The organism is Arenibaculum sp., from assembly GCF_035998295.1.
GTDB lineage: Bacteria > Pseudomonadota > Alphaproteobacteria > Azospirillales > Azospirillaceae > DASYHS01.
This window is the reverse complement of record NZ_DASYHS010000224.1, coordinates 75,647-88,798: the sequence shown is the minus strand read 5'-3', so window position 1 is coordinate 88,798 and position 13,152 is coordinate 75,647. Positions and strand designations below refer to the sequence as shown.

At 67.5% G+C, this 13,152-nt stretch carries 11 protein-coding genes; 5 read left to right on the top strand and 6 right to left on the bottom strand.

The genetic code is table 11. From position 1 onward, the window contains the following. A complete protein-coding gene (hutG, locus tag VGO20_RS21825) occupies nt 1-825 on the bottom strand; it encodes an N-formylglutamate deformylase (protein ID WP_327504498.1) in 825 nt (274 codons plus the stop codon). Nucleotides 826-1,033: 208 nt separating this feature from the next. Here hutG and VGO20_RS21820 point away from each other — a divergent pair, with 208 nt between their 5' ends. From VGO20_RS21820 to VGO20_RS21810, 3 genes are read left to right on the top strand one after another with little or no spacing between them, the layout of a single operon-like run. Continuing rightward, entirely contained in the window at nt 1,034-2,287 is a 1,254-nt protein-coding gene (locus VGO20_RS21820; RefSeq protein WP_327504497.1) for a hypothetical protein, read from the top strand. A 29-nt stretch (nt 2,288-2,316) separates the two neighbouring features. Further along, complete coding sequence (locus tag VGO20_RS21815; protein WP_327504496.1) at nt 2,317-3,513, top strand: glycosyltransferase family 4 protein; 1,197 nt, start codon at nt 2,317-2,319, stop codon at nt 3,511-3,513. Further along, entirely contained in the window at nt 3,506-4,438 is a 933-nt protein-coding gene (locus VGO20_RS21810; RefSeq protein WP_327504495.1) for a hypothetical protein, read from the top strand. The genes VGO20_RS21815 and VGO20_RS21810 overlap by 8 nt, the downstream gene beginning before the upstream one ends. Before the next feature lie 13 nt (nt 4,439-4,451). On the opposite strand, the gene VGO20_RS21805 is transcribed toward VGO20_RS21810, so the two are convergent. The 4 genes from VGO20_RS21805 to aguB form a co-directional block, all read right to left on the bottom strand. Next, complete coding sequence (locus tag VGO20_RS21805; RefSeq protein ID WP_327504494.1) at nt 4,452-4,916, bottom strand: helix-turn-helix domain-containing protein; 465 nt, start codon at nt 4,914-4,916, stop codon at nt 4,452-4,454. Between the two features lie 64 nt (nt 4,917-4,980). Beyond that, nucleotides 4,981-5,952, bottom strand: coding sequence for a glycosyltransferase family 2 protein (locus tag VGO20_RS21800; protein WP_327504493.1), 972 nt, complete (start codon nt 5,950-5,952; stop codon nt 4,981-4,983). Then, nucleotides 5,952-8,897: an SLBB domain-containing protein gene (locus VGO20_RS21795; protein WP_327504492.1), complete on the bottom strand. Its 2,946-nt coding sequence runs from the start codon at nt 8,895-8,897 to the stop codon at nt 5,952-5,954. The genes VGO20_RS21800 and VGO20_RS21795 overlap by 1 nt, the downstream gene beginning before the upstream one ends. Nucleotides 8,898-8,984: 87 nt before the next feature. Then, entirely contained in the window at nt 8,985-9,866 is an 882-nt protein-coding gene (gene aguB, locus VGO20_RS21790) for an N-carbamoylputrescine amidase (RefSeq protein WP_327504491.1), read from the bottom strand. A 483-nt stretch (nt 9,867-10,349) separates the two neighbouring features. On the opposite strand from aguB, the gene VGO20_RS21785 reads away from it, so the two are divergent. Continuing rightward, complete coding sequence (locus VGO20_RS21785) at nt 10,350-10,859, top strand: MarR family winged helix-turn-helix transcriptional regulator (RefSeq protein ID WP_327504490.1); 510 nt, start codon at nt 10,350-10,352, stop codon at nt 10,857-10,859. A 51-nt stretch (nt 10,860-10,910) separates the two neighbouring features. Here the strand turns inward: VGO20_RS21785 and VGO20_RS21780 are convergent, their stop codons facing one another. After that, on the bottom strand, nt 10,911-12,209 hold the full coding sequence (locus tag VGO20_RS21780; RefSeq protein WP_327504489.1) for a pentapeptide repeat-containing protein: 1,299 nt from the start codon (nt 12,207-12,209) through the stop codon (nt 10,911-10,913). Between the two features lie 169 nt (nt 12,210-12,378). On the opposite strand from VGO20_RS21780, the gene phoU reads away from it, so the two are divergent. Beyond that, nucleotides 12,379-13,101 carry a phosphate signaling complex protein PhoU gene (gene phoU / locus VGO20_RS21775; RefSeq protein ID WP_327504488.1) on the top strand — a complete coding sequence of 241 codons (723 nt, stop codon included), beginning with the start codon at nt 12,379-12,381 and terminating at the stop codon, nt 13,099-13,101. Nucleotides 13,102-13,152 lie beyond the last annotated feature (51 nt).

The following is a 13,152-nucleotide window of genomic DNA, read 5'->3' as shown; positions in this document are numbered from 1 at the left end:
CTAGGCGGTCGCTGGGCGGTGCCGCCCTTCAGCGTTGTTCCATGCCCAGTCGACCAGGGTCGCGACGAAGCGCTCGAGGATGGAACTTACCTCGGCGGCGGCCTCGGGCCGATAGCGGAACGGCGGCTCCTCATCCATGTAGGTCGCCTGCGCAAGTTCGAGCTGAACCGCATGGACCTTCTCTGCCGGTCTGCCGTAGTGACGCGTGATGTACCCTCCTTTGAACCGGCCGTCGAGGATGGCGCTGTATCGGTCTGCCGAGGAAAGGACGTTCATCAGGCGTCCCGACAGGTGCGAAGGTGCGCTCGCGCCCTCCGCGGTGCCGAGGTTGAAATCGGGCAGCTTTCCTTCGAAGAAGCGCGGCACGTGCGACCGGATCGAGTGGGCGTCGAACAGCACCGCGACGCCGAAACGGGCCTTGAGCGCCTTCAGCTCGGCATCGAGCCGCTCGTGATAGGGCCGCCAGTAGGTCTGGACCCGCGCCCTCACTTCCTGGTCGTCCGGGAACTCGCCATCCCGGTAAATCGGTTCCCGCTCGAAGGTGGTCGTCGGGCACAGTTCGGTATTGTCCGCTCCCCGGTAGAGGACGGTGCCGTCCGAGCTACGGTTGAGATCGACGACGTATCGGCTGAAGTCGGCGGCGAGGATGCCGACGCCGAGCGAGGCGGCGAAGGCGTAGAGTTGGTCGAGGTGCCAGTCCGTGTCCGGAACGGATTTTGCCGCCTCCGTCATTCGCGCGGCGATCTCGGGCGGAATCCGGGTACCGCCATGCGGAATGCTGAGGAGAACCGGCGTGTCGCCGGGTCGGAAACGGTAGGTATCCATCGCGAACCTCTTCGCCGCCGGGCCGTCGCGCACTATCGGCATTGGTCGGCGAGCGGTCAAACGTCATTTCCGTTCCGGCCGTCGACGCGCTCCCCGACACGACGGATTTTCCCTGGCAGGGGCACCGGCCGCGTGGGATAAGGGCACGAAGCGTCGGCGAACCCGCGCTCCATCCCCTCTCCCACGGAACGCCGTTGAAACCGACGTCATGTTCCACGGCCTGCTGAACCGACGCCCGATGAGTGCGGTCCATCCGGGGGGCAATGATCAGGCAAGGATCGTCCTGCTCGCGTCGGCGATCCTTCTGCACGGCGCGTTCGGTCTTCCGGCACCCCAGACGTTCGGCCCAGCCGAGATGGCCGTCGGCATCTGTCTCGTAGCGGCGGCCGGCATGGGCGCTATGCTCCGGCTCGGATCCGGCGCGATGCTGTGTGCCGCCGGCCCTGCCTGGGTCGTCGTGGGCGCCGCCAGCTTCGCCTGGCTGTTCTGGATCCCGCTGTTGCGCGGCGTCATGGCCGGGCACGCGTTGGACGACGTGATCCGGGATGTGGTCCCATTGGGCTTCCTTTTCCTGCCGCTACTCCTGGCTCCGGGGCTTGCACGCGCCGGCCCGAGGGCGGTGGGTGCGCTCGCGACGGCGCTCGCACTCGCTGGTGTCTTGATCGCGGCACGATGGCTGTTGCCCGGAGCGCCGGCCGGAACCGCGCCGGAGCGGTACCTGCCCAACGACCCCGCGGTCCTGTTCGCGGCCATCTGGCTGCCTGCCGTCGGGTTTCGGCTCGCGCACCGGCTGTCGGCCTGGCCCGGAGCCGCAATTCTCGCCGCTGCCGGATTATTCTGCCTTGCAGCGCCGATACTGCAGGTGAACCGCTCGGCTTCCCTCACCGCTGTGGCCGCGTTGCTGACGGCATTCGCGTGGCAGTGGCGCTCGGCCCGCCTGGCGGGTACCTGCGCGCTTGCGGCGGTCGGGCTGGCCGTATGGATGCGTCCCGACTTGGTCTCCTTGACGACGAGGGCATTCGTCGTGAAGACCGAAATGTTCGGCACCAACGGTCGCCTTGTGGAACTCACCGCCGTCGTCGGGCATGTCGCTGCGACCTGGGACGGTATCCTGTTCGGCGCCGGCTGGGGCGCGCTGCTGCGCAATCCCGCGGTCGGCGACTGGTGGGTGTCCTATACGCACGGGCTGCCTGGCTACTTGCTGTTCAAATCCGGCCTGGCGGGCGTCTTCGCCGCTGGCGCATGGGCTGCATGCCTGTTGCCGAAGATGCTGCGGACGTTGCGCCGGGACTTGGCTCTCGGGCTTGCGGTCGTCGCGCCGCTTCTCGTCGGCGGCATCGTGCATACCGGCTACAAGTATCTCTGTTACGGGTTGCTGTTGACGATCCTGGTACTCGCTGACGATGGCCCGATGCGGAAGGCGGCTCAATTCAAGAGTGAAAACGGCGATGTAGTTCGATAGCATGCGGCCCGTATGCTCAGGGCGGCTTCATGCATCGGCGCTCCATCCTCTTCATCAACCGCGTGGTCCCTCCCGATGCCGGTGCGACCGGCCGGTGTCTCGCGGACCTTGCCGGTGCCTTCGCGGGTGCCGGCTGGCGCGTCCGCGTGTTGGCGGCCGGAAGCGGACCTGTGGAGCTTCCCGAAGGCGTGACGGTACGTAGAGTGGGTGGGAGGACGCGCGCGAGGGCGCTCGCGCTGCTCGCGTTGGCGGCCCTGCACGGCCCCCGCCACGACATCGTCGTCACCATGACCGACCCTCCGATGCTGGCTGTCTTCGGGCCGTTGCTGGCCAGGCTTCGCGGCTGTGGGCTGGTGCATTGGTGCCATGATCTCTATCCGGACCTTCTGCCGGTCGTCGGACGCCCCCTGCCGCCGGGAATAATGGCCGTCGCCAATGTCCTCATGCGGCGATCGCTGGCCCGGCATGATGCCGTCGTTGCCGTCGGCGACTGCATGGCGAGAAGGCTCGAGGCGGAGATGCCGGCGGGCCGGGTCCGCGTGATACCCAACTGGTCGGATCCGGCCGTGCGCGAGGATGCCGCCGGTGCCACGCGTCTGCGGGTGGAGCTTGGCCTGGAAGGTCGCTTCCTGGTCGTTTACGCCGGAAACTTCGGCCGTGCCCATCCTTTGGACGCCCTGGTGGAGGCGGCGGCGATGATGGCATGCGACTCTGCGCCCTCGATTACCTTCCTGCTGGTCGGCGATGGCAGTGGCCGCCGGCGCGTCGAAAGGCTGGTGGCGGCCCGCTGTTCGGGCAACGTCCTGATGCTGCCGTTTCAGCCTGCCGAGCGGGTCGGGGCTCTGCTCGGAGCGGCCGATCTCCATGTCGCGGCCATGGCGGAAGCGGCGGAAGGCATGCTCGTGCCGAGCAAAGTCGCCAGCGCCTTCGCCGTCGGCCGGCCCTGCCTCTTCCTCGGGCCGGCCGGCAGCAGCGCGGCGGCGACCGTGACGCGGTGGCGCGCGGGCGCGGTCCTGTCGCCTGATGACGTGGCGGGCATTGCGGAAACCATACGTGGCCTCGCCGGCGATCGCGTGCGGTGGGCTGCCGCCTGTGCCGGTGCACGGCGTGCCCATGCCGAGTTCACCGTCGAGCGCGAGACCAGACGCTTCGTCGCTCTCGTCAACGAAATCGCTCGGCTCAGGAGCGAGGGCGCCGAGGCAGGAGGGGGGACGGCGAATGGCTGACGTGGAATGGTCGGGGGAGCCGGCCCTTTCCGAAATCGCGGCCCGGGTTTGGCGCGGGCGCCGTGCCGTCCTGATCGCGACGACGGCCGCCGTTCTCGCTGCGCTCGCATGGCTTCGGTCGGTCGAACCGCGCTACACCGCGACGATGGTCGTCGGGCCGGCTGCCGGATCGCCTGTCCGGGACACGGAGGAACCAGCGGGGAGCCAGGTCTTCACCCTATACGACCGGTTCCTGGCGACGGTGGTCGGCTCGCCGGTAGCGGAAGGAATCGCGGCCGACCCGGCGGTGATGAGGGCGGTGTTCCCTGTCGCCTGGGACGCGGCGTCGGGCGGCTGGCGACCACCGGATGGGTTGGGTGCGCGGCTGCGGCGGGTGTTCCGGCGGCTGGCCGGAATGGCGGCCTGGAGTCCGCCGGATGCCGGCCAGCTGGGTGATCTTCTGCGCGACGAGGTTCAGGTGCTACGCGTTGGAGAGACGCCGCTGCGCCGGATCGTCTACCGCCATCGGGATCGAGCCTTCGCCCTGGCGCTGTTGAACCGTCTCCACCGCGACGCGGATGCGAACTTGCGCGCGGAGGTGGCGAGACGGGCTGCAAGGCAGGCCGACATTCTTCGCGCTCGCCTCGAACGGGTCACGCAGGAGGAACATCGTCGCATGCTGGGGAGCATGTTGCACGGTCACGAGCGCGTGCTTCTGACGATCGAGACGGGGCTACCCTTCGCGGCGGATATCGTCGAACCACCGGGAGCGCCGAGCCTCCCGGACTGGCCGAACCCCGTTTTCGTGTTGCCGCTGGCCGCGGCCGCGGGAGTCGCGGCCGGAGCTGCAGCGGCGATCGCCGGCCACACCGGAAGACTGGGTCGCGGAGGGTGGACGAGGAGGCGTGGAAGGCCGGCATCCTCCCCCCGGGAACCGGAGGCCTGATCGGAGGCGGTTATCAGTCCTCGTCGTCGCGTTCGCCGCCGAGCGCCTTGATCAGCTCGAAAGCCCGCCGACGAACGTTCGGATCGCCGATACGGTAGTAGGCCCGGACCAGCTCGAGCGTTTCCCGCTTCGCCATGGATTCGAATTCGTCGGTTTCGGTCGGCAACTGGACGACACGCGCGCCCTCTGCTGCGGGCTGACCGATCGGCATGTCCTCGAAGAAGAAGCCGACGGGCACGTCGAGCACCTGCGCCAAGTGGTAAAGACGGCTGGCACTGATCCGGTTGGCGCCCCGCTCGTACTTCTGCAACTGCTGGAAAGTGATGCCGACGGCCTCTCCCAACTTCTCCTGGCTGAGCCCGAGCAGAGTACGGCGCAGCCGAAGCCTGGCTCCGACATGGATGTCAATGGGATGAGGCCCTTCGCCGCGCCGCGATACCGTGTTCGCAGTGACGGGTAAGGATTTCCTGGACTTCATTTTCGACCCCTGACTGCCTGCGCCGCGTTCAAGCGCGGTGCTAAAGTTTAGTTTTCAAAAGAACTTATCCGGAGCCGGATGTCAACCCCCTGTGCGTGTGTGCCCTCACTCTGGCCGCAACCCAGGGCGGGGGGTGTACGACGGTTCCCGCCTCGGGGTGGCCAGTCCTTCCGTGGCCTACGGGCGTAAGCTGTGCCGAGGCTTCGCCAAATCGAAAGCGATGAAAGAGCCCGGGCGCCAGTCGCCGCACCGTCCAGGCGGCCATCTGGAAGCAGGCAATTGCTGCGCAGCACCACTGGGGGATACCGAGCAGTCGGCTTCGGATGCGCCACTGGTCACGCCTGCCAATCTCGGCGAACTCGGCTGAGCGTCCCGGAGGCGCGCAGATCGCAAGCGGATGTTCGAGCTTCAGAAGAGTGCACGCATGGGCCATGGCCTCGATGGTGAAGGCGTAGTCGGCCCCGATGGAATAGCGTGTGTCGAAGTCGATGCCGTGGCAGGCGCCGCGCCGGTACAAGATCGCCTGATGGTGGGTGAACATGCCGTACCAGATCCACGCAGGTGCACGCGAGCGCTTGAGAAAGATGGGGCCGTCCGCAGTGCGTTCCAGTGCATCGGCATAAGCGAGATCAGGCCAGTCGGCCGCCTCCAGCCGCGCTAGGGCGCGGGCGAGCGTATTCGGCTCCGGCAGCGTGTCACCGGCGTTGAGGAAGAACAGGTAATTGCTTCGTACCGCTGCCAGCCCCCGGTTCATGGCATCGAAGATACCGCCGTCGGGTTGCGAACACCACCAGAAGAGTTCGTCATGGTGGCGTTTCAGATACTCCGCCGTACCGTCGGTCGAGGCACCATCGACGACGATCCAGGTAAAGCGGCGGCACGTTTGAGACCTTAGACTTGCGTGAGTAGACCGCAGTCCGGCGAGGTCGTTGCGCACGACGGTGATGACGGTGAGCATGGCGACCGCATCGAGCTCCGATTCGGGGCCCATCGACAGGGCGCCATCATCACGGGAGGGAAGGGCGGGAACAGGCATCAGCGCGACAGGATCGTAATGGTTGCCGCCGTCCGTGCGAGTTCTCCGAGCACGGACCCGATGCTGGAAGAGACATCGAGCAGGTCGAACGGTTTGGGATCTCTCGGGACGACGATCGTGGCTCCCGGCGGGACGAAGACGGGCTCATGGTTCCAGAAAGACACCGCGAGAGGCTGAGCGCTGCCGTCGGGCAGAATCATGAAGGTTCGTCCATCATCGGCCTCCCGCGTCGTGCCGCCGGCCTGGCGTATGTAGTCGATGGCGGTCTTCGCGGAGGTGAAGCCGAGATGACCAGGAGCGAGAACCTCTCCGGACACGGTCACCGTGAGGGGCCTTTGCGGAACGATCACCTGGTCGCCGGCATCAAGGAGGATGTCGAGTTCCGGTTTCGACGCGAGGATCGTGGGGTCGGCTTCCACGGTGATGCGGCCGAGCGGGCGGACCGAGCGCAGATCCGCCGCCAGCCGACGCATGGCCTCGACTTCGCCCACGGAAGGAGGCGATTGTCCGGCGAGCGCGAGGGCGAGGTTGCGATCGATCTCGGACGCCGTTCGGGCGAACCCGTCGGCTTCCTGGCGCCGGTTCGCCTCTCGAAGGAACACCGTTCCGGCCGGATAGGCCTCGTCGGTCAGGCCGCCGGCTCGTCCAAGCAGGCTGGCCAGCGTCTCGCCGGCCACGATCTCGTAGCTCCCGGGATGCCGGACCTCGCCGTCGATGGAGACGGTGCGAACGGGGTGTTCGTCCCTGTGCCGGATGCGAATGACCGCCGGCCCGTCGATCTCGGCGGTACCCGCCCCGGGCAGCCCGAGATCGTAGGTGCGGCGTTCGTGCGCTCCGCTCCCGTGGGATGTGGACGTGACCTCGGTATGGCTCGGATCGGCATCGGCCGCGAAGCCCCCCGCCTGACGGATCAGCGCGCCGAGGGCGACCGGTCCGGCGATGGGATAGCGACCAGGCCGGCGAACCGCGCCGCGGATCTCCACCGTCCGCTCGGCCAGCGCCGCCGCAATCTCGGGCTCCTCGCCGAGCGATCCCGTCGGGCGTTCTCCCTCGACCTCGGGGATGTCGTCCGCGGCGAAGAGGACGATGCGGTCCCCTGGCTCCAGTCTCAAATCGAGGCGACCCTTGACGACGTCCGCCGGGGCGAAGGCGATGACGCGGCGTGCGAGCGTGGCCCGATCGAAACGGTCGATGGCGGCCGAGAGTGGATACACCCCGTCCTCGAGCCCCGTGCCGTCGCCAAGAACCTGGCGTAGCGTCGTTCCCGGCGAGAGGCGTCGCCAGCCCGGGTACCGGACATGTCCCGCGAGCTCGTAGCCCGGTTGGGCAGGCTCGACCACGTCGCCCGGCCGCGCGAAGTCGCTGTCCGATGCAGCCCGCCCCGCGGCGGTGGTGACTGCCAGCTTCGAGTCGGAGCCGGATACACCGGCGGCGCGCGCCAGATCGTCGACCGCTGCCGCGCCGGCTACGGGATAGAAGCCGGGGCGGGCCACGCCCGCCCGCATCAGGACGGCATGGTCGAGGGCGAAGGACAGGACATCCGGATATCGATCGAGCAGGACCGGGCAAGGTTGCCCCGAGGGGGCGAGTTCGCCGGCGAGCCGACCGAGCGGGTTGGTCGGGAGTGCCGAGGGGGCCCCGGACGCCAGGCGGCGCGCCAGCACGGTCAGGCCGGCACAGCCGGTCGGCGTCCCGATGCGCCGGCCGGCGATGAGGTCGAGGACGGGATCGGAAGTGAGGAAAGCGACCTCCTCGGTGCCGAGCACGACCAGCGTGTCCTCGTCGGCGAGGGGCAGGTCCCGCGCCCCGGCCGGCGCCGCGGCGAGATCGACCGCGACGAGCGTCCGGGTACCGCTGGCGGGGTCCGTTCGCTCCAGTACCGCGAAGGGAAGATAGCTGTCGGGACGCAGCCCGGCCGTCTCCACCAGGGCTTGAAGGCTCGACACCGTTTCCAGGGGCTGAAGGCCCGGCACCGCCACCCGGCCGTCGACCCGAACGGCGCCTCGGCGTCCGGACCGGACGGTACTCGCGATCAGGACGTCGCCATCCCGCACGACGGCTGTCTCGGCGTCACCGACATCCAGAGCCATTTCCTGTCCGTCCGGCCCGAACGTGAGGCTGAGGAGGTCCCGGCGGCCCGGATGCAGGGGGCCTCCGGCAAGGGCGAGCGCGTCGGCGGCCGTCGTCCCGGCGGCAGGTTCCGGTAGCTCGAAGATGCCGGGACGTCGGACGTTGCCGGCCACCGCGACCGTCGGGCCGAGCGGAGGTACCACGATCCTGTCGCCGTCCCGCAGTCTGTCCATCGCATTCCCGCCGCCCTCGGCCAGAAGATCGTACAGGTCGACGTCGCGGATCCCGTCACCGGCGGCAAGACGAATGCGGCGCAGGCTGCCGTGGCGCGTCACCCCGCCGGCGGCAAGCAGGCCGTCGAGGATGCTCGACTGGCCGCTGACCTCGACGCGACCGGGGCGGGCGACGGCCCCCATCACGAGGACGCTGATCCGCCGCAGCGCCGTCAGCGTCACGAAGACCTCGGCGTGCGGCAGCCGGGCCGCGGTCTCGGCCTCGAGTTCGGCCTTGAATTCGCCCAGTGTCCTGCCGGCGGCAGCGACGGGGCGCAACGGCGCGATGGTCACGAGCCCGTCGGTTCCGACGCGGTGGCGCCCGGACGAAACATGCTCGCCGCGCAAGGTCACGGAGAGTTCGTCCCCAATGCCGAGCCGGTGGTCGTCCTGGACGGCCCCAAGCGGAGGATCCCCGCCGCCGGGCGGCACCGAGAACGTCTCGTAGCCGAACAGGGAAAGCGGCTCGCCAGCCCGTCGCGCGTAGTCGAGTTCCAGAGGCGTCGGCTCGGATGCACGAAGGGGGCCGGCCGCCGAGGGCCAAGTCAGGGCCGAGAGGAAAATCGCGGCGAGGATCGCGAGGAAGGTGTTCGTGCATTCCATGGAATGCGAGGATACCGGCAGAATCGGTATTCCGCAATCCAGGCGCGCAAAGACGCCGCTTATTACCCTCTTATGTCGGCGTGAGCCTCAGCCGCCCGGGCGCGTGCTGCCGTCGAGCGTCAGCAGCGCGCCGTACAGCTCCGGCCGTCTGTCGCGGAAGATGCCCCACGAGGCCCGCGCGGCGCGCAGGCGGTCGAGGTCGAAGGTCGCCGTGAGCACTGCTTCCTCGTCGCGGCCGGCTTCGGCGACCTTCTCGCCCTGCGGCCCGGCGATGAAGGACGAACCGTAGAAGGTGATGCTGCCGGAATCGCCGCCTTCGGTGCCGATGCGGTTGCTGGCCACGAGCGGCATCAGATTGGCGCCGGCATGGCCTTGCATCACGCGCTGCCAGTGGTCGCGGCTGTCGAGCGAAGGGTCCTGGGGCTCCGAGCCGATCGCGGTGGGGTAGAGGAGGACTTCCGCGCCCTGCAGGGCCATGGCTCGCGCGGTCTCGGGGAACCACTGGTCCCAGCAGATCGCGGCGCCGATCGTCGCATAGCGTGTTCTGAAGACGCGGAATCCGGTATCGCCGGGATTGAAGTAGAACTTCTCCTGGTATCCGGGGCCGTCGGGAATGTGGGACTTCCGGTACAGGCCCAGCTTCCGGCCGTCCGCGTCGATCACGACGAGCGAGTTGTAGAATGCGGTGTGCGCGCGCTCGAAGAAACTGACCGGGAGCACGACGCCGAGTTCGGCCGCCAGCGCGGCCATGCGCTCGATCAATGGATGATCGTCCGCGGGGGCCGCGAGTTGGAAATACTCCTGCTTCTGGTCCTTGCAGAAATATGGCGTCTCGAAGAGTTCCTGGAGGAGGATGATCTGCGCGCCCTTGGATGCGGCGGCGCGGACGAGCCGCTCGGCGCCGGCCAGGTTTTCCTCCCGGTCCCAGGTGCATGCCATCTGGGTGGCGGCAAGCGTGACGTTTCTCATTCGGGCCTCATGTGCTCGGACACTCCCGGGGACCCGTAGATAGGGCGTTCCGCCCATGCCTCAAAGGGGAATCGATTTCGCTCGCTGTCGGCAGGTTGGACCGAAAGCCATGGTATTCCAATTTTAGGGAAATTAATCGACAATTTACGGTCTAGGGTTAAGGCTTTGCACCAAAACGACTGGTCGACAGTCCATGCGGTGCCCGACGGGACCTTTCGCCCGGATGTTGCGGGCAGCTCAGCGAGGTGGGTGCTCAGAATGCAGCTCAGATATGTTTCGGGCGCCGAATCCTTTCGTGTTGCGACGAAGGATTTTACAATTGTGTTGCCAGTTCATGAGGTTAGGGGCAAATCTAACCTAACGGTTCGCCCTAAGGTTTCGCTGCCGCCGGGACTACTACGTCACGTCGGCCGTGGTGCCGTGTCGCACGGGGCCTCGTACCGGCATATGGCCGGTGTCACGGATGCGCGAGAGAAAGACTAGATGTCGGGAAATTCGAACAGCTTGCGCCGCGGGCCCGTCTTCGCTCCGGACCGGTCCCATGGGAGCGGTGCCGGCGGTCAGGAGTTCCCTGTCGGCTATCTGGTGCGCGACCTGCACCGTGCATTCGCGAGGGCCCTGCAGCAGAAGATCGCAGTCCATGGGGTCAGCATGGGGCAGTGGTTCTTCCTGCGTGCGCTCTGGGAGGAGGACGGCCTGACCCAGCGCGAGTTGAGTCAACGCGTCGGCATGATGGAACCGACCACCGTAACGGCTCTCAACGGCATGGAGCGGCGTGGCCTGGTGGAGAGGGTCCGGAACCCGCACGACCGTCGCAAGGTAAACATCTATCTCACGCCCAAGGGCCGCGGACTGCGGGCGGTTCTGCTTCCCTGCGCCGACGAGGTGAATCTGCTGGCGACACGCGGCGTGGCGCAGGAGGACTTGGCGACGACGCTGGCTTCGCTTCAGCGGATGATGGAGAACCTGGGTACCGACGAGGGAGCGGCTTGACGTCCTGACCGGCTTCGGTGCCGAGCGGAGGGATGAGGATACGGCCGCCCGTCAGTCTTCCTCGTCCGGTGCGACGGCCGGCATCGCCGCGCCGTCGAGAGTGGCGCCCTCCAGCTTGGCGCCGGTCAGGTTCGCGTCGATCAGGATCGCGTCGGTGAGGTCGGCGAAGCTGAGATCCGCGCCGGACAGGTTGGCGTTGCGCAGGTTCGTCCGTATCAGGCTTGCGCCGACCAGCTTGGTCTCGGACAGGTTCGCCGGCCACATCCGGCCGGTCGGCCGGCCATTCGGCCCCTTGATGTCGACGGAACCCAGTTCGGCACCGTCGAGGCGGGCGCCGCTCAGGTCGGAGCCCCGGAAATTGCTGCCGTCTAGCGTCGCGTTGCTGAAGTTGATCTCGCGCAGGTCGGCTCCCGAGATGTCCGACATCACCAGCAGCGCGTCGCTCAGATTGGCGCCGATGAGCGTGATGCCGCGCAAATTGGCACCGCTCAGGTTCACGCCGGCCAGATCGATGTGGGACAGGTCTTCGCTCGAAAGTTCGGCGCGCGTACCGGTGACTCCGTTGGTATTGATCCAGGAGAAATGAAGCTCGAGGTTGCGCTGGATCTTCAGTGAGAAGTTCTCCGCGGAACGTGCGATGTTGGCCCCGGTGCAGTCCGCCGTCGAGAGGTCGACCCCTTCCAGCCGGGCGCCCAGCAGGTCGGCGTTGCGCAGCGTCGCGCCGGACAGGATGGCCCCGGATAGATTGCAGTCGCGCAGCACCGCGTTCGAGAGATTGGCGCCGGCAAGGTTGACGCCCTTGAGATCGCATTTGCTGAGATTGGCGCCCTTGAGATTGGCGCCGGCGAGATTGACGCCCGTCATCAGCGCTCCCTGGCAGTCCGAACCGACCATGCTGACCTCGGCCATGTCGGCGCCGGACAGGTTGGCCCGAGCGAGGAGGGCGTCGTCGAACTCGGCGCCGCGGAGATCGGATCTCTGCAGGGACGAGGCGTCGGACCTCCGGTCGATGAGGGCGCCGCCGCGCAGATCCGCCTCGCGCAGAATGGCGCCCTTCAGCTTGGCGCCGCGGATATGGCAACCCCGCATGTCGGCCCGGTAGAAGTTGCATCCCGACATGTCGGCGCGTACCAGATGCGCCGCGAACAGGTCTGCGTAGCTGAGATTGGCTCGGGTGAGGTCGGCGCCCGTCATATTGGCGCCGGCCAGCTTGGCCGATTGGAGGTTGACGCCGGCCAGGTGCATCGCCTGGAGGTCGACCATGGCCAGGTTGGCCCGACCGCCCCCGGACCGCTTGTTCAGCCACCTTTCGTGCTTCTCGAGAATGGCGACGAGCTCGTGTGGCGTCATTTCGTGCCCTGTACCTACGGCCCCCGAGGATTCGTTCCAATTAGGCTGCCCCGATCGAGCTTTGTCCAGCTTTTGCAGACGCGGCCCATGGGGCTGGTCGCCCGTCAACGGTGCGCCCGCGGGTGAAATCCGCTATATCCCTGCTTACACGACGAAGGGATTCCAGGACATGGCGCGTCACACCGTTCTCGCCTTCGATGCCGAGCTTTCGGCGCTTCACGAGACGATCGCCGGGATGGGCGGGCTCGCCGAGGAGCAGCTCGCGGCGGCAGTCGATGCCCTGGCGACGCGCAGCGACGAGCGCGCCGCGGCCGTGGTCGCGCGCGACACGGAGATCGACCGGGCCGAGAGCGATGCCGAGGCGAAGGCCATCCGGCTGCTGGCGCTGCGCCAGCCGATGGCGCGTGACCTCCGGGAAGTGGTCGCGGCCCTGAAGATCGCGAACAACATCGAGCGTGTCGGCGACTTCGCCAGCAATATCGCCAAGCGCGCGATGGCATTGAGCCAGCTTCCGCCCGCCGGGCCGATGAAGTCGCTGGTGCGGATGTCCAAGCTGGCCGGCGCCCAGGTCCACGAGGTGATCGACGCCTATGTCCGCCAGGACATGGAGAAGGCGCTGGCCGTGCGCGATGGGGATGCCGAGATCGATGCCATCTACACGAGCCTGTTCCGTGAGCTGCTGACCTACATGATGGAATCGCCGCAGCAGATCACGCCGTGCACGCATCTGCTGTTCGTGGCCAAGAACATCGAACGGATCGGCGACCACGCGACCAACATCGCGGAGAACGTCTGCTTTCTCGTGCGCGGCAAGCTGCCCGAGGACGAACGCACGAAGGAGGACATGTCGAGCTTCACCGTGCTGACGCCCGACGGCGGCGGATCGCGCTGAGTTCGGCCGGAACCCCGGGCACCGTCGATGGTTCCAATGCCGGGACGGCCA

What these genes read in the sequence shown, in the direction of transcription:
- VGO20_RS21780 (WP_327504489.1), bottom strand. Translation starts at nt 12,209, where the DNA reads ATGACGCCACACGAGCTCGTCGCCATTCTCGAGAAGCACGAAAGGTGG.
- VGO20_RS21810 (WP_327504495.1), top strand. Translation starts at nt 3,506, where the DNA reads ATGGCTGACGTGGAATGGTCGGGGGAGCCGGCCCTTTCCGAAATCGCG.
- VGO20_RS21820 (WP_327504497.1), top strand. Translation starts at nt 1,034, where the DNA reads ATGTTCCACGGCCTGCTGAACCGACGCCCGATGAGTGCGGTCCATCCG.
- phoU (WP_327504488.1), top strand. Translation starts at nt 12,379, where the DNA reads ATGGCGCGTCACACCGTTCTCGCCTTCGATGCCGAGCTTTCGGCGCTT.
- VGO20_RS21795 (WP_327504492.1), bottom strand. Translation starts at nt 8,897, where the DNA reads ATGGAATGCACGAACACCTTCCTCGCGATCCTCGCCGCGATTTTCCTC.
- hutG (WP_327504498.1), bottom strand. Translation starts at nt 825, where the DNA reads ATGGATACCTACCGTTTCCGACCCGGCGACACGCCGGTTCTCCTCAGC.
- VGO20_RS21800 (WP_327504493.1), bottom strand. Translation starts at nt 5,952, where the DNA reads ATGCCTGTTCCCGCCCTTCCCTCCCGTGATGATGGCGCCCTGTCGATG.
- VGO20_RS21785 (WP_327504490.1), top strand. Translation starts at nt 10,350, where the DNA reads ATGTCGGGAAATTCGAACAGCTTGCGCCGCGGGCCCGTCTTCGCTCCG.
- aguB (WP_327504491.1), bottom strand. Translation starts at nt 9,866, where the DNA reads ATGAGAAACGTCACGCTTGCCGCCACCCAGATGGCATGCACCTGGGAC.
- VGO20_RS21805 (WP_327504494.1), bottom strand. Translation starts at nt 4,916, where the DNA reads ATGAAGTCCAGGAAATCCTTACCCGTCACTGCGAACACGGTATCGCGG.
- VGO20_RS21815 (WP_327504496.1), top strand. Translation starts at nt 2,317, where the DNA reads ATGCATCGGCGCTCCATCCTCTTCATCAACCGCGTGGTCCCTCCCGAT.